30 protein-coding genes are annotated in these 26783 nt (G+C 40.5%); 3 read left to right on the forward strand and 27 right to left on the reverse strand.

Translation table 11 applies throughout. From position 1 onward, the window contains the following. Positions 1 to 65 precede the first annotated feature (65 nt). The 9 genes from L8T27_RS12680 to L8T27_RS12720 all read right to left on the reverse strand — a co-directional run bounded on the left by L8T27_RS12680 (position 66) and on the right by L8T27_RS12720 (position 8440). Entirely contained in the window at positions 66 to 1832 is a 1767-nt protein-coding gene (locus L8T27_RS12680) for an ATP-binding protein (RefSeq protein WP_237941671.1), read from the reverse strand. After that, entirely contained in the window at positions 1829 to 2545 is a 717-nt protein-coding gene (locus L8T27_RS12685; protein ID WP_233313317.1) for a response regulator transcription factor, read from the reverse strand. The genes L8T27_RS12680 and L8T27_RS12685 overlap by 4 nt, the downstream gene beginning before the upstream one ends. A 225-nt stretch (positions 2546 to 2770) precedes the next feature. Continuing rightward, positions 2771 to 3499 (reverse strand): pseudouridine synthase, encoded by a 729-nt coding sequence (locus L8T27_RS12690; protein WP_237941672.1) that lies wholly within the window; start codon positions 3497 to 3499, stop codon positions 2771 to 2773. A 157-nt stretch (positions 3500 to 3656) separates the two neighbouring features. After that, positions 3657 to 4190 (reverse strand): spore maturation protein, encoded by a 534-nt coding sequence (locus tag L8T27_RS12695; RefSeq protein WP_233313315.1) that lies wholly within the window; start codon positions 4188 to 4190, stop codon positions 3657 to 3659. Between the two features lie 7 nt (positions 4191 to 4197). Then, complete coding sequence (locus tag L8T27_RS12700) at positions 4198 to 4785, reverse strand: nucleoside recognition domain-containing protein (protein ID WP_233313314.1); 588 nt, start codon at positions 4783 to 4785, stop codon at positions 4198 to 4200. Beyond that, the gene (locus L8T27_RS12705) at positions 4778 to 5926 is read right to left on the reverse strand and encodes a D-alanyl-D-alanine carboxypeptidase family protein (protein ID WP_233313313.1); all 1149 of its coding nucleotides are present in this window, start codon (positions 5924 to 5926) and stop codon (positions 4778 to 4780) included. Before L8T27_RS12705 ends, L8T27_RS12700 begins: the two co-directional genes overlap by 8 nt. Before the next feature lie 154 nt (positions 5927 to 6080). Continuing rightward, complete coding sequence (locus tag L8T27_RS12710) at positions 6081 to 6974, reverse strand: superoxide dismutase (protein WP_237941673.1); 894 nt, start codon at positions 6972 to 6974, stop codon at positions 6081 to 6083. A 132-nt stretch (positions 6975 to 7106) separates the two neighbouring features. Then, positions 7107 to 7688: an SMC-Scp complex subunit ScpB gene (gene scpB, locus L8T27_RS12715; RefSeq protein WP_282581398.1), complete on the reverse strand. Its 582-nt coding sequence runs from the start codon at positions 7686 to 7688 to the stop codon at positions 7107 to 7109. Continuing rightward, the gene (locus L8T27_RS12720; protein WP_233313310.1) at positions 7685 to 8440 is read right to left on the reverse strand and encodes a segregation/condensation protein A; all 756 of its coding nucleotides are present in this window, start codon (positions 8438 to 8440) and stop codon (positions 7685 to 7687) included. Before L8T27_RS12720 ends, scpB begins: the two co-directional genes overlap by 4 nt. A gap of 190 nt (positions 8441 to 8630) precedes the next feature. On the opposite strand from L8T27_RS12720, the gene L8T27_RS12725 reads away from it, so the two are divergent. Next, positions 8631 to 9158 carry a DUF309 domain-containing protein gene (locus L8T27_RS12725; protein ID WP_248574445.1) on the forward strand — a complete coding sequence of 176 codons (528 nt, stop codon included), beginning with the start codon at positions 8631 to 8633 and terminating at the stop codon, positions 9156 to 9158. Between the two features lie 58 nt (positions 9159 to 9216). On the opposite strand, the gene L8T27_RS12730 is transcribed toward L8T27_RS12725, so the two are convergent. Continuing rightward, positions 9217 to 9585, reverse strand: a complete 369-nt coding sequence (locus tag L8T27_RS12730; protein WP_233313307.1) for a GNAT family N-acetyltransferase — start codon at positions 9583 to 9585, stop codon at positions 9217 to 9219. A gap of 448 nt (positions 9586 to 10033) precedes the next feature. Here L8T27_RS12730 and L8T27_RS12735 point away from each other — a divergent pair, with 448 nt between their 5' ends. Continuing rightward, positions 10034 to 10900: a DUF1002 domain-containing protein gene (locus tag L8T27_RS12735; RefSeq protein ID WP_233313305.1), complete on the forward strand. Its 867-nt coding sequence runs from the start codon at positions 10034 to 10036 to the stop codon at positions 10898 to 10900. A 37-nt stretch (positions 10901 to 10937) separates the two neighbouring features. Here L8T27_RS12735 and lysA read toward each other — a convergent pair whose 3' ends face one another. The 9 genes from lysA to L8T27_RS12780 form a co-directional block, all read right to left on the reverse strand. Next, positions 10938 to 12263: a diaminopimelate decarboxylase gene (lysA, locus tag L8T27_RS12740; RefSeq protein WP_233313303.1), complete on the reverse strand. Its 1326-nt coding sequence runs from the start codon at positions 12261 to 12263 to the stop codon at positions 10938 to 10940. A 182-nt stretch (positions 12264 to 12445) separates the two neighbouring features. Next, on the reverse strand, positions 12446 to 13918 hold the full coding sequence (locus L8T27_RS12745; protein ID WP_282581399.1) for a spore germination protein: 1473 nt from the start codon (positions 13916 to 13918) through the stop codon (positions 12446 to 12448). Further along, the gene (gene spoVAEA / locus L8T27_RS12750) at positions 13899 to 14480 is read right to left on the reverse strand and encodes a stage V sporulation protein SpoVABEA (RefSeq protein ID WP_233313295.1); all 582 of its coding nucleotides are present in this window, start codon (positions 14478 to 14480) and stop codon (positions 13899 to 13901) included. The genes L8T27_RS12745 and spoVAEA overlap by 20 nt, the downstream gene beginning before the upstream one ends. 34 nt (positions 14481 to 14514) lie before the next feature. After that, positions 14515 to 14934 carry a stage V sporulation protein AB gene (locus L8T27_RS12755; RefSeq protein ID WP_233313293.1) on the reverse strand — a complete coding sequence of 140 codons (420 nt, stop codon included), beginning with the start codon at positions 14932 to 14934 and terminating at the stop codon, positions 14515 to 14517. Then, positions 14924 to 15544, reverse strand: coding sequence for a stage V sporulation protein AA (locus tag L8T27_RS12760; RefSeq protein WP_237941675.1), 621 nt, complete (start codon positions 15542 to 15544; stop codon positions 14924 to 14926). The genes L8T27_RS12755 and L8T27_RS12760 overlap by 11 nt, the downstream gene beginning before the upstream one ends. Before the next feature lie 118 nt (positions 15545 to 15662). Next, on the reverse strand, positions 15663 to 16418 hold the full coding sequence (gene sigF / locus L8T27_RS12765; protein ID WP_233313290.1) for an RNA polymerase sporulation sigma factor SigF: 756 nt from the start codon (positions 16416 to 16418) through the stop codon (positions 15663 to 15665). Positions 16419 to 16430: 12 nt separating this feature from the next. Continuing rightward, on the reverse strand, positions 16431 to 16871 hold the full coding sequence (gene spoIIAB, locus L8T27_RS12770; protein WP_233313288.1) for an anti-sigma F factor: 441 nt from the start codon (positions 16869 to 16871) through the stop codon (positions 16431 to 16433). Beyond that, complete coding sequence (gene spoIIAA, locus L8T27_RS12775) at positions 16872 to 17222, reverse strand: anti-sigma F factor antagonist (RefSeq protein WP_233313286.1); 351 nt, start codon at positions 17220 to 17222, stop codon at positions 16872 to 16874. A 125-nt stretch (positions 17223 to 17347) separates the two neighbouring features. Further along, a complete protein-coding gene (locus L8T27_RS12780) occupies positions 17348 to 18511 on the reverse strand; it encodes a D-alanyl-D-alanine carboxypeptidase family protein (protein ID WP_237941676.1) in 1164 nt (387 codons plus the stop codon). A gap of 227 nt (positions 18512 to 18738) precedes the next feature. Between L8T27_RS12780 and map the strand changes: the two genes are divergently transcribed. Continuing rightward, positions 18739 to 19485, forward strand: a complete 747-nt coding sequence (map, locus tag L8T27_RS12785; RefSeq protein WP_233313282.1) for a type I methionyl aminopeptidase — start codon at positions 18739 to 18741, stop codon at positions 19483 to 19485. Between the two features lie 45 nt (positions 19486 to 19530). Here map and L8T27_RS12790 read toward each other — a convergent pair whose 3' ends face one another. The 8 genes from L8T27_RS12790 to fur all read right to left on the reverse strand — a co-directional run bounded on the left by L8T27_RS12790 (position 19531) and on the right by fur (position 26749). After that, on the reverse strand, positions 19531 to 20946 hold the full coding sequence (locus L8T27_RS12790) for an amidohydrolase (protein WP_237941677.1): 1416 nt from the start codon (positions 20944 to 20946) through the stop codon (positions 19531 to 19533). Between the two features lie 118 nt (positions 20947 to 21064). Further along, positions 21065 to 21409, reverse strand: coding sequence for a DUF6176 family protein (locus L8T27_RS12795; protein WP_233313279.1), 345 nt, complete (start codon positions 21407 to 21409; stop codon positions 21065 to 21067). A gap of 115 nt (positions 21410 to 21524) precedes the next feature. Next, the gene (locus L8T27_RS12800; protein WP_233314717.1) at positions 21525 to 22829 is read right to left on the reverse strand and encodes a pyrimidine-nucleoside phosphorylase; all 1305 of its coding nucleotides are present in this window, start codon (positions 22827 to 22829) and stop codon (positions 21525 to 21527) included. Positions 22830 to 22855: 26 nt separating this feature from the next. Then, positions 22856 to 23677 carry a purine-nucleoside phosphorylase gene (locus L8T27_RS12805; RefSeq protein ID WP_233313274.1) on the reverse strand — a complete coding sequence of 274 codons (822 nt, stop codon included), beginning with the start codon at positions 23675 to 23677 and terminating at the stop codon, positions 22856 to 22858. A gap of 12 nt (positions 23678 to 23689) precedes the next feature. Further along, positions 23690 to 24874, reverse strand: coding sequence for a phosphopentomutase (deoB, locus tag L8T27_RS12810; RefSeq protein WP_233313272.1), 1185 nt, complete (start codon positions 24872 to 24874; stop codon positions 23690 to 23692). 167 nt (positions 24875 to 25041) lie between these two features. Beyond that, positions 25042 to 25932, reverse strand: coding sequence for a site-specific tyrosine recombinase XerD (gene xerD / locus L8T27_RS12815; protein WP_233313270.1), 891 nt, complete (start codon positions 25930 to 25932; stop codon positions 25042 to 25044). Between the two features lie 6 nt (positions 25933 to 25938). Next, positions 25939 to 26166, reverse strand: coding sequence for a YqzK family protein (locus L8T27_RS12820; protein ID WP_237941678.1), 228 nt, complete (start codon positions 26164 to 26166; stop codon positions 25939 to 25941). A 133-nt stretch (positions 26167 to 26299) separates the two neighbouring features. Continuing rightward, the gene (fur, locus tag L8T27_RS12825) at positions 26300 to 26749 is read right to left on the reverse strand and encodes a ferric iron uptake transcriptional regulator (protein ID WP_233313267.1); all 450 of its coding nucleotides are present in this window, start codon (positions 26747 to 26749) and stop codon (positions 26300 to 26302) included. Positions 26750 to 26783: the final 34 nt, after the last annotated feature.

A 26783-nucleotide genomic window follows, 5' to 3' on the forward strand; every position in this document is an offset into this window, starting at 1 on the left:
TCCTTATGTTCTATTATGTTAAATTGTTTCTTGTGAATCAAGAAGAATCGGCAACATCTCTAAATTTATTCAACATTTCGGGGCAAAAAGATAAAAAATGTCGTTCCATGACCATACTTGCTTGTGACAGATATATGGCCATTATGAGCCTCCACGATATTTTTGGCAATGGCAAGCCCCAGTCCTGTGCCCGCGCTGCCTCTCGTCCTTGCCTTATCCGCCTTGTAAAAGCGCTCAAAAATATATGGCAAATCCTCTTCTTTAATCCCGGCACCGTTATCTTCTATTTCCAAGTAAATGCCGACATTATCTGATTTTGCATTGATTTTCACAGTACCATTGTCTTTCGTATGCCTGATGCAATTGTCGATAATATTTGTGACCACCTGCTCCATTTTATCAACATCCATCACAAATGGCGTCATATCCTCTTGGATATCCATCGTTATTTCAATATTTTTTTCTTTTGCGATTGCATTAAACTTCCGTGCAACCCGATGAAAGAAGGAAGTCATTTCCACTTCATCTAGGAATAGCTCAAGATGTCCCGCTTCCATCCTTGCTAAATCAAGGAGCTCATTGACAAGGCGGCCCATGCGAAGAGATTCGTCATAAATGATTTTGGCCATTTCCTGCTTTTCTTCCTCAGATTGTGCAATATTATCTACAATGGCTTCACTATAGCCTTGCAGCATACTGATCGGTGTGCGCAATTCGTGAGATACGTTAGCAATAAAATCGTTGCGCAGCTTGTCCAGCTTCCGCTCTTCGGTCATATCCCTAATAACTGCAATAGCTCCTCTTATCTGTTCCCTATTATAGAGGGGACTTACAATAATCACCCACGCTCTATGCGAAAGCTTCATCTCGGCAATTTGCTCTTCTCCCGTGCCGATGGCAAGCTGAAACAGTTCTTTCACTTCTGCAGGCACTTGCTCTTGCAGCGGCTCACTGCTGCCTTGTTCATAATGCCAATATTGCAGAAATCTTTCTGCCGGAGGATTTGTTATAAGCAAACTTCCGTTTTTATTAAACGTAAGCACACCGTCTGCCATGCCGCTCAGTATATTACCGAGCTGTTCTTTTTCTTGGCTTAAGGCATTTATGTTAAAGTTCAGCCGTTTTGCCATTTGATTAAATGCTACAGACAGCTCCCCTATTTCATCTTGAGACCATATTGGAACAGTAGTCTCGAAATTCCCTCTTGCCAGCTCCATTGCAGCCTCTCTCATCTTGCGGAGAGGGGCTGTAATTCTAGTAAGCAAAAAGAAAGCAAATATTGTTGTTAAAATAATGGCGACAACAGCAGCTAACACAATAAACTTCGTTGTTGAGTTTTTTGTATCATTAAGAACAGACAGATTTTGAAAAACATAGACTGCACCAATCGGTTTATCTCCCTGAAGTATAGGAACACCGCTTGCTGTCACTTCAACATTCTCATTTGTTCCTTCGCTTGCAAGTTTAATTGTTTGCATAGTCTCCTTGCCGTTAACGTTCACTTGTTTAAGCTGTTTGCTTGATAGGGCCGTTTCCATTGAATCCTGCGTAAATTCACTGTCCGGAGATATCGAAGTCTTACCATCTAATTCAATCGCCGCAGCGGCAGATTCATCCACCAGCTCCCACACGATATCCATGCCGATATCCGGATGTTGCTCAAGAATGCTTGACGCCTTGGCAGCATTGCTTGTCAGCTCTTTTTTTGTCAACTCCATATGATACTGCTCAAAATACTCAAGGAGCATAACAGTCAATATAATCAATACGACTGAAATCAGCAGTAAAAAGGTACTCCAAAGCTTAAATACAACACTTCTCCAAAACATCATCCATTGCTGACCTCGAACTTGTAGCCTACTCCCCAAACTGTAACAATCATCCGAGCAGCGTCCTCTGATACTTTATTCAGTTTTTCTCTCAAACGTTTAACATGTGTATCGACTGTGCGTAAATCGCCAAAAAAGTCATAATGCCACACTTCTCTCAGCAGCAGCTCCCTGTCATATACTTTGTCTGGTGATTTAGCAAGAAATAACAGCAATTCATATTCCTTTGGCGTGAGACTGACTTCTCTGCCATTTGCAAGAACACGGTGCGCATCATTGTCAATTGTTAAGTAAGGAAACACAATTAAGTCCTTTGCACTGCTTTCACTTTGTACAAATCCAGCTGGAGCAGATCTTCTTAATAAAGCTTTGACTCTCAACACTACTTCCCGCGGACTGAAGGGCTTAACAATATAATCATCTGTACCTGCTTCAAATCCTTGCACCCTGTTAATTTCTTCTCCTTTGGCAGTAAGCATAATAACAGGTGTCGCCTTTTTCTCCCTCAGCTCCTTGCAAACTTCCATTCCGTCCTTGCCTGGCATCATCAAATCGAGCAAAATAATATCATAATCGCTGGAAAGAGCTTTATTTAAAGCGGTTTGCCCGTCTGATGCTTCCTCAACAAGAAAGTCCTCTCGTTCTAAATACATTTTCAGCAGCCTTCTGATTCTGTCCTCATCATCCACGACAAGAATTTTTATTTCCTTCTCCATTTGGTAATCCTCCTTACAACGCTTCTATGATAATAATGGAAGCACGCTAAACACTTTTTTGCATGTTTCCTTTTTTGCCCATCTTATAAACAACAAAATCCCAAAGACTTGTTAAATATCAATGGGATTTCCGTAAAAAACTTATAATCATTATAGCATTTTAATGTTGCAGATATTGTAATCATGCACCTTGTTCTGTGAACGTTTTATGAATTTTTAACAAGCTTATTTTTTCTTATTCGCTTCCGTACGAAGAAGTTTTACTTCATGTGCTGTTAATTCACGTGCATCACCAGGGCTCAAGCCATTCAAATTCAAAAAGGAGTATCGTTCCCTTTTCAGCTTTAACACAGGTGTGCCAATCGCTTCGAACATTCTGCGGACTTGGCGGTTTTTGCCTTCATGAATTTTCAACTCAACGATAGACGTTCCTTTTTTCTTATCCACAGACAGAACCTTAGCTTTTGCTGGTGCTGTCTTACCGTCTTCAAGCATAACGCCTTTTTCCAGTAGCTTGATTTTCTCTCGCATCGGAATGCCTTTAATCTTTGCGACATATACCTTCTCTATTTCCCCTTTAGGGTGCATCATCAAGTTGGCGAATTCTCCATCATTTGTGAGCAAAATAAGTCCAGATGTGTCATAATCAAGACGTCCGACCGGATAGATTCTTGATGATATTACTTCAGAAAAGAAATCTGTTACGACTTTTCTGCCTTTATCATCATTCACACTCGAAATCACGCCGCGAGGCTTGTACAGCAAGAAGTATACAGGCTCCTCCCTTTCAATCGGAACACCGTTCACTTCAACCTTGTCAGAAGGTCCAACTTTTACACCTAATTCTTTTACGACTTTACCGTTAACAGTAACTCTTCCATCCAGAATTAATTCTTCTGCTTTCCTTCTCGATGCAATCCCAGCATGGGCAATTACCTTTTGCAGTCTTTCCATTTATGTTTCACCTCATTAAATTCATCAACAGCAATAGCTTACTTTTCAAACAGCCATATTTTTTGTCATCTTTTGAATTATGACATAAGTTTGCCCATTTTCAAAGGAAAGTCTGTAAAAACACTGAAATAAAAAAAACTCCGAACGAATCGGAGCATCACTTACCAAACATTAATGTCACAACAACAATCGCTGCTACAAACCCGACAAGGTCTGCAAGCAGCCCTACTTTAAGTGCATCACCCATCTTTTTGATGCCGACAGCGCCAAAATACACAGTTAGCACATAAAAGGTCGTATCAGTACTGCCTTGAATAGTAGCCGCAAGCCGGCCGATATAGGAGTCCGGACCATAGGTGGCAATCAGGTCACTTGTCATACCAAGTGCTGCATTGCCAGAAATAGGGCGAATAAACGCAAGCGGAGCAACCTCTGATGGCACTCCAAAAAAGTCTAATGCCGGCTTTAGAAATCCCATAAAATATTCCAATGCCCCTGATGCACGGAATACCGAGATTGCCACAAGCATGCCCACTAAAAAAGGGATAATGGAAAAGGCCATTGAAATGCCCTCTTTCCCTCCTTCTACAAAACTTTCATATGTTGGTACACGCTTGTATGTTCCATAAACGAGAATAAAGCAAATTAAAGAAGGAATCATCCAAACTGACAACAGTGAAATAATTTCCATTATGAATTCATCCTTTTCTCATTCTTCGATAGTAAAAATATCGATCAATTAAAATCCCGCTAATTGCGGAGAAAATCGTCGCAATTAAAGTCGGTCCAACTATATCAGTCGGTGAAGCTGAATCGTAGTTGATGCGAATGGCGATAACCGTTGTTGGAATAAGCGTTATGCTGGAGGTATTTAATGCCAAAAAGGTTATCATGCTGTTGCTTGCACTCGTCTTGCCTCCGTTTAACCGCTTCAGCTCCTCCATTGCTTTTATTCCAAGGGGAGTCGCAGCATTTCCCAAACCGAAGATATTGGCCATCATGTTGGAAAGAATATATCCCATGGCCGGATGGTCCTTCGGCACCTCTGGAAACAGCTTGGATACTAAGGGTCTGAACAGATTTGTAAGTTTTTTTAAGAGGCCTGCTTGTTCCGCAATCTTCATCATGCCAAGCCAAAAGACTAGCACACTGATTAATCCGATACATATCGTAACTGCTTCTTTTGCACCTGAAAAGATTGCCTTGTTGACTTCATCGATTGTCCCATTAAAGATGGCAAAAACTATTCCAATCACAGTCAGGAGCACCCAAATGATATTAACCATCCTTATCTACTCCCATAACTGCCAGAAACATACTTTTAAAATGGTCAAAGAAGCTCTTCTTTTCTTTTACTTTTGCATGTTCAAAATAAACGGGAGCAGTTTCTACCAGCTTGCCTTCTAAATAGATCTCTGCATTGCCGACTATGTCAGGAACACTCTGCTCCTTCTTTTTCCAATCTGCTTGGACTTTTGAAAGCTTAAATTGGATTTTTAACTCATCCTTCTCCGCTTCCGTAATCGGATACACTAAATCCTCTTTAATATACAGCTTGTTTTTATAGAAGGAGTCCTTTGTCTTAACTTTGCCTTTTTCCAGCACTAATGCCATTTGATAATTCTTAAATGCAGTCTCATACATGTTTATATGATCATCCCAATCATCAGGATCGTTTAAAGTGACTGCAATCAGCTCGACTCCATCTTTTTCCGCTGTGGAGACAAGGGTTCTTTTCGCTCTTTTTGTATAACCTGTTTTTCCGCCTGTGGTGTACTCATAAAGACCAGTCAGCAGCTTGTTTTTGTTCTTCCAAACCCGGTCCCATTCTCCATCAGGATTTTCTGAACGGTAATTTTTTGTTCCTGCTATTTTTTTGTATTGCTCATTATCCATCGCATACTTTGTTAGTAACGCCATGTCATAGGCAGATGAATAATGATCCTCATGATCATCCAGCCCATGAGGATTAGCGAAATGTGTGTCCTTCATGCCCAGCTCTTGTGCTTTTTGATTCATTAAGTAAACAAATCCGTCCAAACTTCCGCCGACATGCTCCGCAATAGCAGTAGCTGCATCATTCCCAGATCGAAGCATCAGCCCGTACACCAAATCTTCTAGAGAGATTTTTTCGCCGGCCTTCAAGTAAATCGAAGATCCCTCAGATCTAACTGCATTCTCGCTAATTTTCACCATATCATTCATTTTTCCCGACTCAATCGCAAGAATGGCTGTCATAATTTTTGTTATGCTGGCAATCCTTCTTTGGGTATGTGCATCCTTTTCATAAATGACTCGTCCTGATTCCTGCTCCATCAAAATGGCGCTGCTAGCACTGACATATATTTGCGCATTGGCATTTTGCGGGATAGTCAGCAACAGAAATGCCGTGATGCAAGATAGGAGTAATATCTTATATGGTTTCATATAACACTACCTCGTCTCCTTATATGGTTTGTACATATTTATGCAGGACAAGCGGGCTTATGACAAATTGGTAAAAACTTTAGACTTAGGCTCTCTTTTTAAAATCAAAAAAACAGACGAACCATTGCTGTTCGCCTGCATGCTCAATAAAAAATTAAAACGGCCTCCATTTCAAATCACTTGCCTTCGCAAACCTCTCTTCAACATCTTTCCAGTTAACGATTTTCCACCAATTACTGATATAATCAGCACGGTTATTTTTGTACTGTAAGTAATAGGCATGCTCCCAAACATCCAATGCCAACAAGGGAATTGTATCCCATTGAGTCAACAGCATATGCCTTTCTGATTGGAGAATTTCCAAATGGCGCGCCCGAGGTGACCAGACTAGGATTGCCCAGCCTACCCCTTCCACTGCCTTGGCTGCTTCTGTAAAGTGGTGCTTAAAAGCGTCAAAGCTGCCGAAATAATCCTTTATTGACTCAAGAAGCATCCCTTTAGGCTCTCCTCCGCCGTTTGGACTCATATTATTCCAAAAGATCGTATGCAAATAATGACCAGATCCGTGGAAGGCTAGCTCTCTCGACCAATGCTTCACAAGGTCAAACTTTCGATCTTTTCTTGCTTGTGCCAGCATTGTTTCTGCTTTATTTAGTCCATCCACATAGGATTGATGATGTTTTGTATGGTGAAGCCTCATAATTTCTTCCTCTATATAGGGCTCCAATGCATTATAAGCATACGGCAGCGGCGGCAGCTTGTGGCCTCCTGCCTTTACTGATGGTTCATTGATGAAAATCGTTCCAACCTGCTGTCTCTGCTTAAAGTAACCTTCCATTTCGTCCTGAAGCTCTTCCGCTTTATGCTGGATTTTAATCAGTTCCTCTGTATCAATCGGTTTGCGTTGGACCGTTTCCATTAAGGATGTAAACTTATCAAGGCTTTTCCAAATTTCTGCGCTTCTTTGGACATTCTCTGTTTCTAAAAAGTCCTTCAATTCTCTGTTCCAGACTAACACATCTTTTACATATTCATTGTAGCTGCTCATTGATCTCAGATAACCCCTTTTCTATCTAAAGTCATTCTTTACAGAATATGTGCAGAATGGGGGGAACATGTTTAAATAACCGAAAAAAAGAAGCAGGATGAATGCGTTGCTTTCATCCTGCCTCTTTTTGTTTTAGTCATCCAATTGCTGGAATGATTCGAAGAACAAATCTGCCTCTTCCTGCTTATAATCTTCCTCTTTTTCTGCTAATTCAGGAAGTTCCTTTAAGTCCTTTAAACCAAAATGATCTAAAAATTCCTTTGTCGTTCCGTATAAGATTGCCCTGCCTGCACCTTCTGCTCTGCCGACCTCTTTTATTAGCGCTTTTGCAGAAAGGGTATGAAGGGGCCTTTCTGTTTTCACACCGCGGATTTCTTCAATTTCTGCTCTTGTAATCGGCTGCCTGTAAGCAATAATGGCAAGGGTTTCAAGTGCAGCCTGTGATAATGTAGAAGCATGCGGGGATTCAACAAGCTTTTTTAAATAGACTGAATGCTCTTTTTTCGTGGCAAGCTGAAAGGTCCCGGCTATTTCCACAATGGAAATACCTCTATTTTCATCTTTACGATAATCCTCCATCAGCTCTCTTGTTACCTGCTCCGCCTCGAATTGCTCCACATTCAGGACATGGGCCAGCTGCTTAAGTGTCAAGCCTTCATCTCCAGCTGCGAATAATAAACTTTCAATAATACCTTTCCAATTTGTAACCATCAAAATCTTTCCTCTTCCTTTCCAACCACAAATATATCTGCAAAGTTATGCTCTTGTTCCACAAATAACGCCTGGCGCTTCATTAGCTCCAACAGAGCAAGAAAGGTCACAACTATATGGGTTTTATCATGGACAGGAAAAAGCTCTTCAAAATGAGTTCTTCTTCTGCTTTTAATGAAAACAAGAATTTCCTCCATCCTGCTCTCGATTGGAATTTCCTGTCTTGTTATTTTTGTCGATAGGGGCGCCTGCAGCTTTTTCCTGCGCATCAGCTTTTGGAACGCAGCCAGCATATCGTATAAAGACACGTCCAAATCGCTTTTAGCATTTTGATCTGCATCTTGGGTAAAGTCAGATAAATCGCTCGGAGGCTTCGTGAAAATCAACCCTCTCTCCTGCTCCATCTCCTTAAGATCATCCGCTGCTTCTTTAAATTTACGATATTCTACCAGTCTTTCGATTAAGTCTTCTCTTGAATCTTCTTCCGGCTCATACATAAGGTCATCATCAAGAAGCTCTTCATCGTATTTAGGAAGCAGCATCTTGCTTTTAATTGCGAGAAGTGTCGCTGCCATCACTAAAAATTCACTTGCAATATCAAGCTGCAGCTCTGACATTGCATGGATATATTCTAAGTATTGTTCCGTTATTTCCGCGACATTTATATCATATATATCAATTTCTAATTTATTTATTAAATGCAGCAGCAAGTCCAAAGGACCTTCAAAACTGTCAATCTTCACATTATATTGCATTATATCTCACCAAAATCCTAATAAAATAACATCTATATTCCTTATGCTAGTATAAGTATAGATGATTCCATAAAGTTATCCAATAATAAATTATACCATCTTCAAAAGCATATAGGGTAACTGACTTTTCTATCTGCTTGTAAAGGAAGTATAATAGCAAAAGATACTTTTTGTCGGGAAGGAGAAAATAGTGGTGTATCCAGATGAATATATTGAGTATTTGGCACATTTTCATGGAGATCAAGATTTCTTTGAGTGCCATGAAATATTAGAGGAATATTGGAAAGAGGTTGATTCAGGCAATAAAGAATCGATTTGGGTCAGCTTTATTTTAATGGCAGTATCATGTTATCACCATCGTCGCGGAAATTTCACTGGCGCACGCAAAACATTAGAAAAAGCCATTGTCATGTTTAAGCATGGAAACTGGATATGGTCAGACTATGGACTGGATGAGCATATATTGCTGGCGAGATTGGAAGAAAGATTGCATAATATCAATAACCAGCTTCCCTTTAAACCGTTAGTCCTGCCTATTAACGATGCTTTTTTAGAAGAGCAATGCGTGAAATGGTGTCTATCGCATGGAATGGAGTGGAAATCAAGTTTAATACCTGCTGAAGCAATTGTTCATCGTCATCTGACACGAGATAGAAGCGAGGTCATCTTAGAAAGAAATGCTGCCATTGCAGAGCGTAAGGAACGCAGGAAGAAATAGGTAGCAAAAAATCCCTGACCGCTTACCTGTAAGGAATCCGGTCAGGGATTTATTTTTATTACGAATTAAGATTTTCCTCCATATTCATGCATTTAGAAAGAAAGCCTACAGTCAATTCGTTCGCTTCGATTTTTTTGTTGGTATATAATGACTTAATTGCTTGCACCATCGATTTACCGACACCTTGATGTCTGTACGAAGGGTTTACGGATATATGCTGGATGCTGATTCTGTCCGCATCTTCAAAGCTGATTCCTATAAGCCCGATAATATCCTCTTCTTCCTTCCATAAAAAAAGCTGCCAATTCTCGTTAGCTTCGTATTGCTTTATCGTTTGCTGTAGCACTTTTAAATCCTTTTCGGCAGGCATAAAAGAAAGCAGGCCCATCGCAATTTTCTCAAAAGATTTTTTATAACGAATAATCATTTGTATCCCTCATTATTATTAAAGCATATTTACCTGTAAGTTTTCCCATAATGGATTGTTTCCAAACAATATTCTATTTTAAATATGAAGAAACCGGCACTAGTATTAAAATCCGCCATAAGAGCATAAATTATCTGACTTTGGCGAAACCTGTTATAAATACTATCATACATAAATTATGATTAATCTTCAATGAAAATATTATAAGAAGAAAGCATCATTACAGTAACTGCGTCAAAATCCCTACTGTTTGCAAGTAATCCATATATCATCTTCTCATTATAATAGTATGCTAAAACAATTCATTCAGCTACTATTTTTATTAGCCTTATTATCGATTATAATAGCAAGTGCAAATCCCGTCCTTTACACAATATGTGGATAGAAGGAAACTTTTTGATTTGCCTGTACGTCTATATGCATAGAACATATTTAGGAGGAAACACAGATGATTAGAAAAAAATGGGCTGTGCTTGTCTTTTCACTTTTGCTCCTGCTGCCATTGCACGCATTAGCAGATGCAGCGCCAGGGGATATGATTATCACTTTAGGTGAAAACTTGACAGAAGAGCAGAAGAAACTGCTTCTGACGGAAATGAAAGCGCCTGATGATGCACAAATCATTACAGTCTCTAATAAAGAAGAACATCAATATCTAGGAAGCTATATTTCCAAGGCATTGATTGGCACAAGAGCCATCTCTTCCTCCGCTATTACCATCAATGATGCAGGAAGCGGAATAGAAGTGACAACTAAAAATATAAACTGGGTAACAGATGAAATGTATATTAATGCGTTAATAACTGCAGGTGTAAAGGATGCTGACATTTATGTTACAGCTCCAATTGAGGTTTCGGGGACAGCAGCACTTACAGGTCTTATTAAAGCATATGAAGTATCTACAGATACAGAAATTCCAGAGGATGTTAAACAGGCTGCCAATGAAGAGATGGTGCAGACCGCTAACCTCGGTGAAGAAATAGGAACAGATAAAGCATCTGCACTAATGGCAAAAATCAAAGAAAAAATCGCGGAAAATAAACCGTCGACAGATGCTGAACTGGAAAAAATCATCAATGATGCAGCAAGCGAGCTTAATATTTCGTTAAGCGATACTCAAAAGCAAACATTGATGGATTTCTTCAATAAGCTTAAAGAGCTGGATATCAACTGGAATCAGGTTGGAGATCAGCTGCAAGATGCAAAAGATAAATTTAATGCATTTATTGAAAGTGAAGAAGGTCAAGGTTTTCTTGCAAAAGTAAAAGAATTTTTTGCAAGTCTCGTTGATGCGATAAAATCATTCTTCTCTTAATAGAAAAAAAAGGAAGTGCAAATGCACTTCCTTTTTCTTATTTATTTACAGACGCCTTCTCTTTCAAAGGTAAATCCAGACGAACTATGTCCTCATACGTCTCTCTTTTTACAACAAGAACCGCTTCCTTGTTTTCCACAAAAACGACTGGAGGTCTTGGAATTCGGTTATAGTTATTAGCCATAGAATAACCATATGCACCTGTGCAGAACACTGCTAAAATATCTTGTTCTCCTGCTTTGGGCAGTGGTAGATCCCAAATTAGCATATCTCCTGATTCACAGCATTTGCCAGCGATGGACACCGTTTCTTCTGCTTCAACCAAAGGTTTATTTGCCAAAACAGCCTCATATTTCGCATCATACAATGCCGGACGGATGTTATCTGTCATTCCTCCATCAATCGCTAAGTATTGGCGCACTTCTGGAACTTCTTTTCTCGAACCAATCTTATATAGAGTTGTGCCTGCATCCCCAACTAGTGATCTGCCTGGCTCAATCCAAATTTCCGGCATGCTCATGCCAAATTGATTCATATTTTTCTCCACTTCAGTAATAATCTCTTCCACATATTCTGAAGGCTGGATCGGTTGGTCTTCGTTTGTATATCTGATACCGAAGCCCCCGCCAAGGTTTAAAACTTTAGATTCAAAGCCGAAAGCCTGTTTCCATTTATAAAGCTGACCAATAATCTTTTTTGCAGCAAGCACAAAGCCTGTTGTCTCAAAAATTTGAGAGCCGATATGACAATGCAGCCCTAACAGCTCAAGATTTTCAGATTCCATCGCTTTAAGGATCGCTTCCTCTGCTTGTCCATTTTGCAGTCCAAAGCCAAATTTAGAATCCTCTTGTCCTGTAAGGATATAGTCATGTGTATGTGCTTCAATCCCAGGTGTTACGCGAAGCAGAATCGGCATCTTGCTGTGGTTCTGTTCACACAGCTCCTGCAATAAGGCAAGCTCATAAAAGTTGTCAACTACAATACAGCCGATTTTATGCTCAATTGCCATCAGCAGTTCTTCTCTGCTTTTGTTATTGCCGTGGAAATGGATTCTTTCCATCGGGAAACCAGCTGTAATTGCCGTATAAAGCTCACCGCCGGATACTACGTCAAGGGACAGCCCTTCCTCATTGGCAAGCTGTACCATTGCAATTGTTGAAAATGCTTTGCTTGCATAAGCAACCTGTGCCGGAATACCTCGTTTAGCGAATGTATCCTTAAATCCTCTTGCTCGTTCTCTGATAAGTGCAACATCATATACATATACTGGTGTTCCGAATTCTTCGACTATTTTCACTGTGTCAACACCGCCAATTTCCAAATGGCCAGCTTCGTTCACACTGGAAGTTCCATAATAATGCATATATCCCCCTCGATTCTCCCTAAGATTGATATGAAAGGCTAAGATGAAAAAATAAGAAACAAGCAGACAGTTCCCCTTTCGAACTGTCTGCCTTTTTATGTCCAATTATTTAACAGCCTACTTGATTAAACAAATGTATCATAAATAAACCCATTTCTCAATCCTCTTTTTATTGGATATTTCTATTTATTACGGTCTTGAGCATGTGCATGGCTTGGTCTTAATTTACTACTAGGAACTGTTCTTCTGATAAGAATATTAAGTAGCGCCTTTGGATAAAACGGAATGAAAGGCCATAGATATGGAACATTCAATGTGCGCAAGCTTGCTAAAAACAGAACATACAAAGTACAGCCGACAACAAAACCTGGAGTATGGAATATAGCGACTAATATTAAGAGAACAAAGCGTACGAGCTTATTGGCAATCCCTAATTCATAACTTGGAGTCGCAAAATTCCCGATTGCTGCCACTGACACATAAAGAATAACTTCTGGTACAAACAAACCAACATCAATGGCGATTTGCCCAATCATAACGGCCGCAATTAAGCCCATTGCGGTCGACAGCGGTGTCGGTGTATGAATGGCTGCAATCCTTAAGAATTCTAAACCGAAGTCAGCAATAAATAACTGAACAATAATCGGCAAGTGGGTACGCTCTGTCGGTCCGATAAAGGCCAGGTTTTCCGGCAGCAAAGACGGCTCAAGTGTAACAAGGAACCACAATGGCAAGAAAAACAAGGAAGCGATAACACCTAAAAAGCGAACCCAGCGCACAAATGTGCCGACCATTGGAGCTTGTCGATATTCCTCAGCATGCTGCAAATGATGAAAGAACGTAGCAGGTGTAATAATAACACTCGGTGATGTATCAACATATATGACAACATGGCCTTCTAGCAAATGATTGGCTGTGACATCTGCTCTTTCTGTGTAGCGGACTAGAGGATATGGATTGTAACCTTGCTTTAGCAAAAACTCCTCAATTGTCTTGTCTGCCATCGAGATGCCATCAACATTTATTTGCTCTAGCTCCTTTTTAATGATTGCAACTAGATCTGGATCAGCAATATCTTTAATATAACCAATTGCCACATCAGTTTTTGACCGTTCTCCGACCTTCATAATCTCAAAACGGAGCCGCTCATCACGTATTCGTCTTCTTGTAATTGCCGTATTTACGATAATATTCTCGACAAAACCATCACGAGAACCGCGGATAACCTTTTCTGTATCCGGTTCCTGCGGAGTTCTGCCAGGATAGCTTCTTACATCGATGGCAATACCTTTTTCATAGCCTTCCATGACTGCAACAACTAAACCAGACAGCACTTGGTCTACAAGCTCATCCATTTTTTCCAGGGGCTTTACTTGGTGGTGCACAAGCTGGTTTTCAATAATTTTAAAAAAGTCATCTGATTGATGTACACGTTCTTCATCATTTAAAAATAATAGCTGTTCTAAAAGCTGAGAAATGATGGCACTGTCAACGAGTCCGTTCACATAGTACACATTTACCTCATGATGGAGAACACTGATTTTTCTCACTCCAAGGTCAAAGCTGACACCTAAGCCTACCCTGTCGGTCATGTACTTTTCTACATCGCAGAGCCTTCTAAAAATAGTCTCCATATCATGTGTTTCCTTGCTCATAAAATCCACTTCTTTCTAAAATATATTCCACTGCAATTCGTGTTATTGGTGCACCTTTTTCATAGGAATCTCTTTTGCCCATTTTGCCTATATCACCGATGCCGACAACTAAAGGCAAGTCGAGACTATCGAGACTGTAGACAGTATCACCGCTCATTCTTCCTATCTCATACTCTGGAATGCCAAGCTTATCTACACCGTAAGGAGTCAGATTGCCATCTTGGTCGATTGCCACATCAATCCTTGTCCATTCCTCTCTTCTCGTTCTGCTTGCAACAGCAATTACCCCAAGCACTTCCACATCCTTGTGTGCTGCTATGTATTTCAAAGCTGTCTCGCCTGCCCCCTCACCCACATAGCCACTATCATCAAACATCACTAATACGGGATCATTTTTGGCTTTTTTTATGAGATTTAAAATCTCCGGTCCACTATGGGTGGAGGGATTTCCAAATGACGTAGAAATGCAGCGGCCTCCCACTTCTTTTGCCACCATTTCAACTGCTCGTTTTGCATATTCGTCTCCATCTGTTATTAAAATAATTTTTCTTTTTGTACCCATCTGCAAATTCCTTTCTTTGACACTTTGCTAGAATCTACGGTGCAAAATACATCCAGTGAAATAAGGAGCCAAAGATTTTACCAAAGACAAGTGCCATCATCAATACGAGCAGCCGATCATCGAGGCTTACCCTTTTTGCGAGAAGAGGAAAAACATTTAATACTTCTGTAAGTGCTGCAGCAATCATACCTATATAGATTCCACCGGCTAGACCCATTACTGTTAACAGAATGGCTGGTAATGAGAAGGCTGGTTCTCTCAAAAAGACGAATGTACCGCAGACTGCACCGCAGACGACAGACCATTCATAGGAATATATCTTGCTTCCTGTTTTCGTCAGCTGCGTCAATCTCGGAATAATCCCAAAGACGGTTAAAAAAGCAACATAACCGGCTCCGACTGTTATTCCCCAAGCTCCCCCAATAAAAAGGACAGCAAGTATTTTAATGATCATCTAATTTTTTCATGCTTTCTTTATTTTCATGCATGATGACATATTGGTCCAAAGCTTGCTGATAAGAGAAAACTTCTACTTCCAGGGGGCTTGGTTCCTCATTAAAACGCTTTTTGAATACATGGTTGAAAAAAATGATCATTCCTAAGCCTAAACCTAGACTATAGGGAATTTGGAAGATGAGAGGCTTTTCTACCTCTTTTCCTGTAATGATTTTATACAGCTTTTGGTGGACTGCCTGCATGCTGACGTCTTCATGAAAATTCATAATAGTCAAGGCAGAGCCAATAAAAAGGAGCAGCCAAACCAAAAGGAACAGCGGTATAGACACTTCTTTTTTTTTGAGGATGACTTCAATGATGGTTTGTGCAGGACCGATAATCTGTATCTCCAAGTTTAGATTGAAGCTGCGTATTGCCTTAATTACCCTTGTGCTGTCGATGATGATGATGTTACGGTCACTTTCTGAAATAGAATAGATTACCAAATTATTCAATTGTTCCATTAAGCTATCAACAGCTATTACTTGGGCTAAATCCTTCAGCAGCACATCTTCATTCAATCTTTTTTCGATACGATTTCTCATCCGAATATAGACTGTCTCAGCCATTCATCAACACATCCAATCATCTAATGTTTTTACGATGATGGTAGTATTTGCTTAATGTGGGCAATTTATAATGATAATTTTTTTGGTAATATTTCCATATAAAAAGAGCAGATGGATATTAAATATCCATCTGCTCTTTCATTTGTAGCAATATTTTTTTCTCAAGGCGTGATACTTGGACTTGGGATATTCCAAGCCGGGTTGCAACTTCAGATTGTGTCTGATCTTTGTAATAGCGCAAATACACAATCAGCCTTTCTCTTTCGTCGAGTTCCCTAATCGCCTCTTGCAGGGCGATTTTATCAAACCATTTGCCCTCATTGCCATCATCTATCTGGTCTAGAAGGGTAATAGGATCGCCGTCGTTTTCATATACTGTCTCATGGATAGAGGACGGTGTTCTGGCGGCCTCTTGTGCTAAGACAATATCTTCCGGCGGAATATCAAGATGCTCTGAAATCTCTCCAACAGTTGGTGTACGGCCGTACTGCTTGGAGAGTTCATCTTTTGCTTTCCTGATTTTATTGCTCAGTTCCTTTAAGGAGCGGCTCACTTTCACGGTTCCGTCATCACGGATAAAGCGCTGAATTTCGCCAATGATCATCGGGACTGCATAGGTCGAGAACTTCACATCATAGCTTAAATCAAATTTATCTACTGATTTAAGCAATCCGATACAACCGATCTGAAATAAGTCATCCGGATCGTAGCCTCTGTTCAAAAACCTTTGCACGACTGACCATACAAGTCGCATATTCTTCTGGACTATTGTGTCTCTAGCTGACTGATCGCCATCTTGGCTTCTTTTGATAAGCTCCTTCACTTCATGGTCTTTTAAATACGTTTCTTTCTCCTTTTTTACCTCCACATCCATAAGCGATTCTCCTTAATTGCTTAGCATTTTGCTCTTTATTAAATGCTTGCGCAGGCGGATCTCAGTTCCATTTTCTGGGCTAGAATGCACTTCAATTTCGTCCATAAAATTTTCCATGATGGTGAATCCCATTCCGGATCTTTCCAATTCAGGCTTTGTCGTAAATAACGGCTGTCTTGCTTCTTCTACATCCATAATTCCTCTTCCATCATCACGAATGGTCAAATCGATAAAGGAATCTTCCATAATGACTGAAATGTAGACAATCCCGTCAGGGTCATTTTCATAACCATGAATAATACAGTTTGTGACCGCTTCTGATACGACTGTTTTGATTTCTGTCAACTCATCCATCGTTGGATCAAGCTGTGTAATAAAAGCAGCGACAGTTACCCTTGCGAAGGATTCGTTTTGGCTTTGTGCGCTGAATTGCAAATGCATTTCATTTCTCATTTATGCAACCCCCAATCTTTCAAGTGCAAATTGTTCATTTGTTTCCAGCTTCATTATCTTAAACATGCCAGACATATCAAACAACCGTTGTACACTCGGGGAGATTGCGCAAATCACCATTTCTCCGCCTAGCTGCTTTATTTGTTTATATCTGCCTAAGATTACTCCTAAGCCTGAACTATCCATAAATGATAAATGCTCTAAGTTTAAAACAATATGGCGAATATTTCTGCTCTCTATCGCATCAGTCGCTTTTGTGCGCAGCTCTTCTGCGTAGTGATGATCTAATTCCCCTGCTAAACGAATACAAAGAACATTGTTTTTTGTTTCCAGCTCAATATTAAGACTCACTATCCATAGCCTCCTCTTTTTAGGTTAGTGAGTCAATTCTACCTTTAATCCCGCATTTCCTTCAAGCAAGACAAAACTAGTGTTGATTCGCTAAAAAAAGAGGAATGCTGACAGTTTTAGCAAGCTTATTGCGTTTTTGTAAACATACCGGCAGTTCGTTTAAACAGTGTCCACCAGCCTGCTTCTTTAATTTCTGTTTGCGATACGAGCGGACTTTCCACGATTGTCTTGCCATCTTTCACAAATTGGACCTTGCCGATTTCCTGACCCTTTGCAATTGGGGCTTTTAAGTTTTTGTTCATGACGATTTTTTTCTCTACGTCATCAACCTTTTCTCCCTTTTTCGTCAATAGAGAGATTGGTTCGCTTGTAACAGCTGATGCCTGTTTTTGGTCCCCTTTGCTTACATTTACTTTGCCGATAAGCTCATTCCTCTTATAGACTGGATGCGTTTCGTATTGGCTAAATGCATAATCAAGCATTTTTGTTACTTGTGCATTCCGCTCTTTTGATGTAGGCGCACCAAAAACAACAGCAATCACACGCATTCCATTCTTTTGGGCAGTTGCTGTCAGGCAGTATTTTGCTTCTTTCGTGAATCCCGTTTTCAAGCCGTCTACTCCAGGATAAAACTTAACAAGACGATTAGTATTTACAAGCCAGAACTTCTTGTCAGAGTCTTCTCGCAAGTACGCCTCATATGTACCTGTAAATTTAGTGATATCCTCATATTTCAATAATTCCTTCGCCATGATAGCCATATCATGTGCTGTGCTGTAATGCTCATCGACCGGGAGGCCTGTGACATTCTTGAATGCTGTATTCTTCAATCCTAAACTGCTCGCTTTTTTGTTCATCATTTCTACAAATGCTTCTTCTGAGCCAGCAAGTCTTTCGGCTACTGCCACTGCTGCATCATTCCCAGACCCGATTGCAATGCCTTTAAGCATTTCCTCTGTTGTCATTTCTTCTCCAGGCTCCAAGAAGATTTGGGAGCCGCCCATTGAAGCTGCATGTTCACTCGTCCTGATTTTCTCGTCTATTTTGAGTTTACCTTGATCGAGTGCTTCCATGATTAAAAGCATAGTCATTATTTTTGTCATACTTGCCGGCGGCAGCTCTTCATTGCTGTTTTTCTCATATAGTACTGTCCCAGTGTCTCTGTCAATCAAAATAGCTGATTTAACATTGTCCACCAATTCACTACTTTTCTCTGCAGCAAGTGTGCTTGGTGCCAACATAGATGCAAATAGTAACATGGTTAAAAAGATTGTTGCGATGCGTTTCATCTCAAAGACCCTCCATTCTATATACTGTCCCATTTTTTCCAATCATGTTTTTTTTATACAGTCAGCTATAAATATTTTTCTTAGGAAGACTACTGTGCGCACGAGGAGTGAGTATCCTTGACACAATCATGCATTTAAGCTATTTTTAGACTGTTATATAAATAGTTCGGCTATAGAAATAAGCTGTATTAACTTAGTGGTTTTTTCGAAATAAAGGAGGAGAAATTTTGATTCAAATAAAAACAAAGGAGCAAATCGAAAAGATGAAGAAAGCCGGGGAAATCCTTGCAGATTGCCATAAGGAAATCCGCAAGTTAATTAAACCTGGCATTACAACACTTGAGATTGATAGATTTGCAGAAGAATATATCACAAAAAGAGGAGCAACACCTGAGCAGAAGGGATATCACGGTTATCCTTTTGCGACATGCGCATCTGTCAACGATGTTATTTGCCACGGATTTCCAAACAAGACTGCTTTGAAAAATGGCGATATCGTTACAATAGATATGGTGGTGAATTTAGACGGATGGCTTGCCGATTCTGCCTGGTCCTATGCGGTCGGAACGATTTCGGAGGAAGCGCAAAACTTGCTGAAAACGACAGAAGAGGCCCTGTATAAAGGGATAGAGCAAGCAGTTGTAGGAAACAGGGTCGGCGACATTTCCCATGCCATTCAAACCTTTGCAGAGTCAAAAGGCTATGCCGTTGTTCGCGACTTTGTCGGCCATGCGATTGGCAGAGACATGCATGAAGAGCCGCAAATTCCTCATTTTGGTCCTCCAAATTTGGGTAGAAGGCTGAAAGAAGGCATGGTTATCACGATAGAACCAATGTTAAATACCGGAATGTATCATGCGAAGGTTGATTTAGATGGCTGGACTGCAAGAACAGTAGACGGCAGTCTCTCAGCTCAATATGAGCATACGCTCGCAATCACAGCAAATGGGCCTGAGATATTAACAAAGCAATAAGAAAAAAAGGGAAGCTAATTTTAACGCTTCCCTTTTTGTATGCAATTATTCGTGGATAAGCTGTCTCACTTGATTTGGCGGCATTACATCTGCCGGTATTCCAGGCTCATAAAGTTTCACAGCCGATGTTTTTGCAAACTCTTGTTTAGCTTCGTCTATTAAAGAATGATCTTCCAACAAATCATAAAGTGTTAAAGCCATTGTTTTGGCAGCTAAATGCATTCCTTTAAAGCCGATAGAGCTGCCATAACAAGCCGTTGCTTGCCAGGAATGCGCTTGAACTCCTACCGGTGCACAAGTTGTCATCACTTGTCCTACAGGGGTGATCCAGCTTACATCGCCGACATCTGTTGAACCGCCGATTGATACACCTTTCATTCTTTGATCGTCAATATTGACTGTTGGAAGGAGATCATCTGTGAATGCTGCAATGCGCTGTTTAGATGTAGCAACGATACTTGGGTCAATGGAAGCGATAACTTCACTTGCAAATTGTTTTTCCTCTTCTGTAAAGAATAACGGGTTTTCCTCCATATTTTTCAGCATCAGCCCGTTTAATGTATCGTTGGGCAATGTTTCATAGGCGAAAGCAAGAATTTCAGAACGAACTGTCGTTTCTGTCATTATGGCCGCTCCCTCGGCACATTTTTTTACCCTTTCAAGCAATTCGTCCACTTGTTCCTTTGTGGCAGCCCGGATATAATACCACACGGTGCTAGCATCTGGAACAACATTAGGAGCAAGACCTCCATTAGTAATGACATAATGTATTCTCGAGCCATCGAGGATATGTTCTCGCAAATAATTGCTGCCAATATTCATGATTTCCACGGCATCAAGTGCACTTCTGCCGGCATGAGGAGCTCCTGCAGCATGTGCTGCAATTCCGCTGAAATGGAATTTAATTGACACCATTGCTTGCATGCTAAAGTTTGACGTCATATTAGCAGTACCTGGGTGCCAAGTAAGGGCACAATCTAAATCATCAAATACACCTTCTCTTGCCATAAAGGTCTTGCCTGACAGAACCTCTTCGGCCGGACAGCCATAATAACGAATCGTTCCAGTGAGGCTTTCCTCTGCCATTTTCTCTTTTAAGGCAATAACTGCTGCCACCCCTGCTGTCCCTAATAGATTGTGTCCGCAGCCATGGCCTGGACCGTTTGCAACTATTTCCTCCCGAACTGGCGATACGGTTTGAGAAAGACCTGGCAATGCATCATATTCTCCTAATATGCCGATGACTGGACTGCCGCTACCAAACTCTGCAATAAAAGCCGTTTCTGAGCCTCCTGCATTTTTTGTAACCGTAAACCCGGCATTTTGCAGTGCTGCTATTTGCAGCCCGACAGCATGCGTTTCCTCATAAGCAAGCTGCGGATGTTCCCATATATCCTTCGCCATGTCTGTAAAGAATTGTTCATGTTCGTTCAGCCACTCTACTACATCTGTTTTACTCATATAAAGCCTCCTAATCAATTAGTTGCAAAAAGAAGAATGAATATTCTGTATTTTAAAAGCATAACCCATCTTTTTAATTCGTGCCACTAATCAGTCAGGAAATCTGACGAAAACATTTTTATTGAAGAACATCCATCACTTTATTCTGTATCATGACAACCTCATTTTTCATATGTACTGGCTCATATTCCTTGTCTATACATTCCTCCCAATAGGCAATATGAAGGTTATCTATTTCATGTTTGGATTCCGCTAACAAAGCTCCCCCTTCACCTTGGATTGAGTACCAATAAAGAAATTCCTCACCGCCTGTAACCTCCCGAAAGATTGTTTCCACATACATTTTTTCATCTTCCAACGTCAGCAGCACCTTGTCCATTTCCTTATTTAGAAGCGCCATCCATTTATCCACGACTGCAGATTTACCTTTTTTCACTTTTACTTTCGTCAACTCTATATTCACAAGCAGCACCCTCCTCAAGTAATTAATGTCATTATAGCAAACTAATTAGATATCCGTCTAATTAGTTTGCTATAAAAGAAGATCGAGTTCGCCTCGACCTTCCTTCCTGCTTTATTTAGCCTGAAATTACTTCATAAATTAATTCAGGAGCATCTACTTTTTGATCTGTCACTTTAATATGCTCATATAATCTTTGTTTAACATCATCGACATTGTCTGTATTACTATAAATCGTCACAAGGGATTCGCCTGCTTCCACCTTGTCACCGATTTTCTTGTTTAGAACCAATCCAACAGCTAAGTCAATTTCTGACTCCTTCGTCGCTCTGCCAGCACCTAGAATCATCGCTGCTGTTCCGATACTATCAGCCGTGATTTCTGCCACATAGCCGGACTCCTTTGCAGGTAGCTCAAGCTTGTATTGTGCTTGTGGAAGACGCTCAGGCTCATCCACAACACTTGAATCGCCGCCTTGTGATTCTAAAAACAGCTTGAACGTTTCCAAGGCTTTGCCGCTCTTAATTGCATCCTCGAGCATTTCTCTTGCTGTTTCAATATTTTCAGCCTTCTCCGCTAAATACACCATCTGAGAGCCTAGAGTGAGACAAAGCTCTGTTAAGTCTGCTGGTCCTTGACCCTTTAATGTATCGATTGCTTCCTTCACTTCTAAAGCATTACCGATGGCAAATCCAAGCGGCTGGCTCATGTCAGAAATAATTGCCATCGTCTTGCGGCCGACATTATTGCCGATTCGAACCATTGCTTCTGCAAGTTCCCTTGAGTCATCCAATGACTTCATAAAAGCTCCTGCCCCTGTTTTAACATCAAGACAAATCGCGTCAGCACCGGCAGCGATTTTTTTGCTCATTATGCTGCTTGCAATAAGAGGAATACTGTTTACTGTTGCCGTAACATCTCTTAAAGCATACAATTTCTTATCAGCAGGAGTCAGATTGCCGCTTTGACCAATGACAGCAACCTTATTTTTATTTACTAGTTTAATAAATTCTTCTTTATCGATTTCCACATGGAAACCTTTTACTGCTTCTAATTTATCAATCGTTCCGCCAGTATGGCCAAGACCCCTGCCGCTCATTTTCGCAACAGGAACGCCTACAGCCGCAACGAGCGGGCCGAGTACAAGTGTCGTCGTATCGCCGACACCGCCAGTAGAATGTTTGTCAACTTTGATTCCTTCAATTGCCGACAGGTCGATTACATCACCGGAATGAACCATTGCCATTGTTAAATCAGCTCGTTCCTTCTCGGTCATGCCTTGAAAAAACACTGCCATTGTAAATGCACTGATTTGATAATCAGGTATTGTACCATCTGTATAGCCGTTGATAATGAAAGAAATTTCCTCTTCCGTCAATTCGCGTCCATCACGTTTTTTCTCAATTAAATCAACCATTCGCATTTTCATAGTGAGAATCCCCTTATCTACTATTCGCCGATTTTTGTAACCAATTCTTTCACATATTTAAGGAAGTCTGCTTTAACTTTTTCTGTCGTTTCAATTACTTCTTCATGATTCAACGGCTGGTCAAGAATACCTGCTGCCATGTTGGAAATACAAGAGATTCCAAGGACTTTAAGTCCAGCATGTCTAGCAACAATTACCTCTGGAACTGTTGACATACCGACTGCATCTCCGCCAAGAACTCTAAGCATTCTAACCTCTGCCGGTGTTTCATACGATGGACCTGTGTTACCGACATATACGCCTTCTTGTACCTTTAAGCCGATGCTTGCAGCGATTTCTTTAGCTGTTGAACGTAAATTTTTGCAATATGCTTCAGACATATCAGGGAATCTAACGCCTAGGGCAGAATCATTTGGGCCGATAAGCGGGTTTGTTCCCATATTATTAATATGATCTGAAATAAGCATTAAGTCTCCAGGAGCGTATGATTCATTCACACCGCCTGCTGCATTTGTTACGATTAAGTTTTCGACACCTAATTCTTTCATAACACGAACTGGGAATGTCACTTTTTCAAAAGTGTACCCTTCGTAATAATGGAATCTCCCTTGCATTGCAACAACTTCCACACCGCCAATTGTTCCAAATACAAGCTGACCAGCATGGCCTTCTACTGTTGAAACTGGGAATTCTGGAATTTGCTCGTACGGAATTTTTACAGCATTTTCGATTTCTTCAGCTAGAACACCAAGTCCTGAGCCTAAGATGAGGCCAATTTTTGGCACAGCGGAATATTTTCCCTTCAAAAAGTCTGCTGATTGTTTAATTTTAGTATAATCCATGTTCACTGCTCCTTATATTAACTCTTTTAAAAAGCTCTTTCCGTTTTTTGGCATAGAGACATTAAAGTTTTCTGCAATCGTTGCGCCAATGTCCGCGAACGTTTCTCTTAACGGAAGCTGTTGTCCTGCACTGATTTTTTTGTTGTATACTAACAGCGGCACATACTCTCTCGTATGGTCAGTTCCATGATGGACAGGATCATTTCCGTGGTCTGCTGTGATAATCAGCAAATCATCCTCGTTTAAGTGCGGCAGCACTTCTGAAAGCCTTGCATCATATTCCTCAAGCGCCTTGCCATAGCCGATTGGATCACGTCTATGTCCGTAAAGAGCATCAAAATCGACAAGATTTAAGAAGCTTAATCCCGTAAAGTCCATATGTAAAGTTTCAAGCAGCTTATCCATCCCATCCATATTCGATACGGTTCTTAGTGACTTAGTAACACCTTCGCCATCATATATATCAGAGATTTTACCGATAGCAATGCTGTCAAAACCGCTGTCTTTCAGTTCGTTCATTACTGTTCTTTCAAACGGCTTCAACGCATAATCATGGCGGTTTGCTGTTCTTTTAAAGCTGCCTGGTTCACCTACAAACGGTCTTGCAATAATTCTGCCTACCATATACTTCTCATCAAGTGTCAATTCTCTTGCAATTTCACAAATCTCGTAAAGCTCCTTTAATGGTACAACTTCTTCATGTGCTGCAATTTGCAGGACAGAATCAGCTGATGTATAGACAATCAAGGCACCTGTTTTCATATGCTCTTCGCCAAGCTCATCTAAAATTTCCGTACCGCTGGCAGGTTTATTGCCGATAATTTCTCTGCCTGTTTTTGCTTTTAATTCATTTAACAGCTCATCCGGGAATCCTTCCGGGAAAACACGAAACGGTGTGTCAATACGCAGGCCCATGATTTCCCAGTGACCAGTCATTGTATCCTTGCCGTTTGATGCTTCCTGCATTTTCGTATAATGAGCCATCGGCTTGTCTGCTTTATCAATACCTTTAATTTCTTCGATGTTGCTCAAGCCAAGTTTCCCCATATTTGGCATATGGAGACCATTCATCTTTTCAGCTATATGACCAAAAGTATGGGCACCTAAATCGCCGAATTTTTCAGCATCAGGAGCTTCACCAATTCCGACTGAATCCATCACAATTAGGAATACCCTTTTAAATGGATATGTGGACATTTAATTACCTCCTATATATGAATTAATCATCCTATTTTACCCTTTAGTATGTATCTTTAACCTAAAAAATTATAGCATATTGTCAGAAGTCTGACATCTATTTGCATAAAAATAATTTTAGGGCCAGTCCTTCCACCATTGTATGAAAAAAGGTGAAAGGGCTGCCCCTATGCTCTTGGATGATATTGACTATAAACGTCTTTTAATCTTGTTTTTGTAACATGTGTATAAATTTGTGTTGTAGAGATGTCAGCATGTCCAAGCATTTCTTGAACTGCCCGCAAATCTGCCCCATTCTCAAGCAGATGTGTCGCAAAAGAATGCCTTAGGGTATGGGGAGTTATCTCCTTATTAATCTCCGCTTCTTTGCCGAGTCGTTTTAAGATTTTCCAGAAGCCTTGCCGTGACAGTCTTCTGCCGTGATGGTTTAGAAACAGGGCATCTCCTACTTCTTTTTTGCTTATAAAAGCAGGTCTTCCTTCTTCAAGGTATTCTGTAAGCGCCCTTGTGGCGGCACCCCCGATTGGAATGATTCGCTCCTTATTCCCTTTACCGATACACCGAACGAAGCCCATCATTAAATGGACATCATCCATATTCAACTGAATCAGCTCACTCACCCGTATTCCTGTTGCATATAAAAGCTCCAGCATAGCCTTGTCTCTTTTTCCAAAATGATCCAGCTTATTCGGAAATTCAAGCAACGCCTCTACCTCTTTCATAGACAGCACCTTAGGCAATGACCTTTCTCCTTGCGGCGATTCAATATGTACGGTCGGATCCTCTTCGGTCACCCTGTCCCGAAAAAGGAATTGGTGAAACGCTCTGATAGAAGCTATGTGTCTGGCAATTGTTTTAGAAGATTTTCCGTTATCTTTCAAAAACCCCAAAAACCGAACAATATGTGCACGCTGAATATCGGTAAGGCCAACCATCTCTACTTCTTTCATGTACTTACTGTAGGATTTCAAATCCCGTTCATACGAAACTAGAGTGTTTTTTGCCAGACCCTTCTCCACCAATAAAAAATGCATAAAGTCCTTTAGCTGTTCTTCCATTAGTCATTACTCCCCATTTAAGTAAAAAAGAAATATTCGTTCCTTCCAGGAAAATTCCTCTGCCTTTCCATCACCACTCACTTTCACAGCAGCTCCAGATGGTTCATCATAACGATGAAAATCCTGATATTCTTCATTAAACCATATAAGCGCATAATAAAAAAGAACTGTGCATCCTACAAACAGCAAAAAAACCTTTGCTGTCCGAAAAACTACTTTAGACCATTGCAGCATTATTACTCCTCCAAACTAGTGTCATACTAAAAGCTATGCCAGTTTACGGAGTAAATATACCTGTAATAGGACCTAAAACTACTAAACAATGCAAAAAACCTTCTCCATATGAAAAAGGTTTCTCATTCTTTGATTAATCTGCACTTTTTTCAATACAGCGATGACATATTCCATGAAAGGTTAAACGGTGATCTTTTATTTTAAAGTTCCAGTCACGTTCAACCACTTTTTCAACATCCCCTAATAAATCCTCTTGAATTTCATCAACAGCTCCACATTCTATGCATACTAAATGATGGTGAAAGTGAGCTGCACCTTCTTGTCGCAAGTCATATCTAGAAACACCGTCACCGAAATTTATCTTGTCGACTATTTTCAGCTCAGTCAGCAGCTCTAATGTCCGGTAAACTGTCGCTAATCCAATCTCGGGAGATTTCTCTTTTACAAGGAGGTAAACATCTTCTGCACTTAAGTGGTCTTCTTCATTCTCTAGCAAAACCCTCACTGTTGCTTCCCTTTGAGGAGTTAATTTATAGCTCGAAGAATGCAACAGCTTTTTTATTCTATCTATTCTACTTTCCATTCCGAAAGTCCCTCCCTAGCCACTGTCCATATCA

The organism is Niallia sp. Man26 (assembly GCF_022049065.2).
In the GTDB taxonomy this organism is placed as follows: Bacteria; Bacillota; Bacilli; order Bacillales; family Cytobacillaceae; genus Niallia.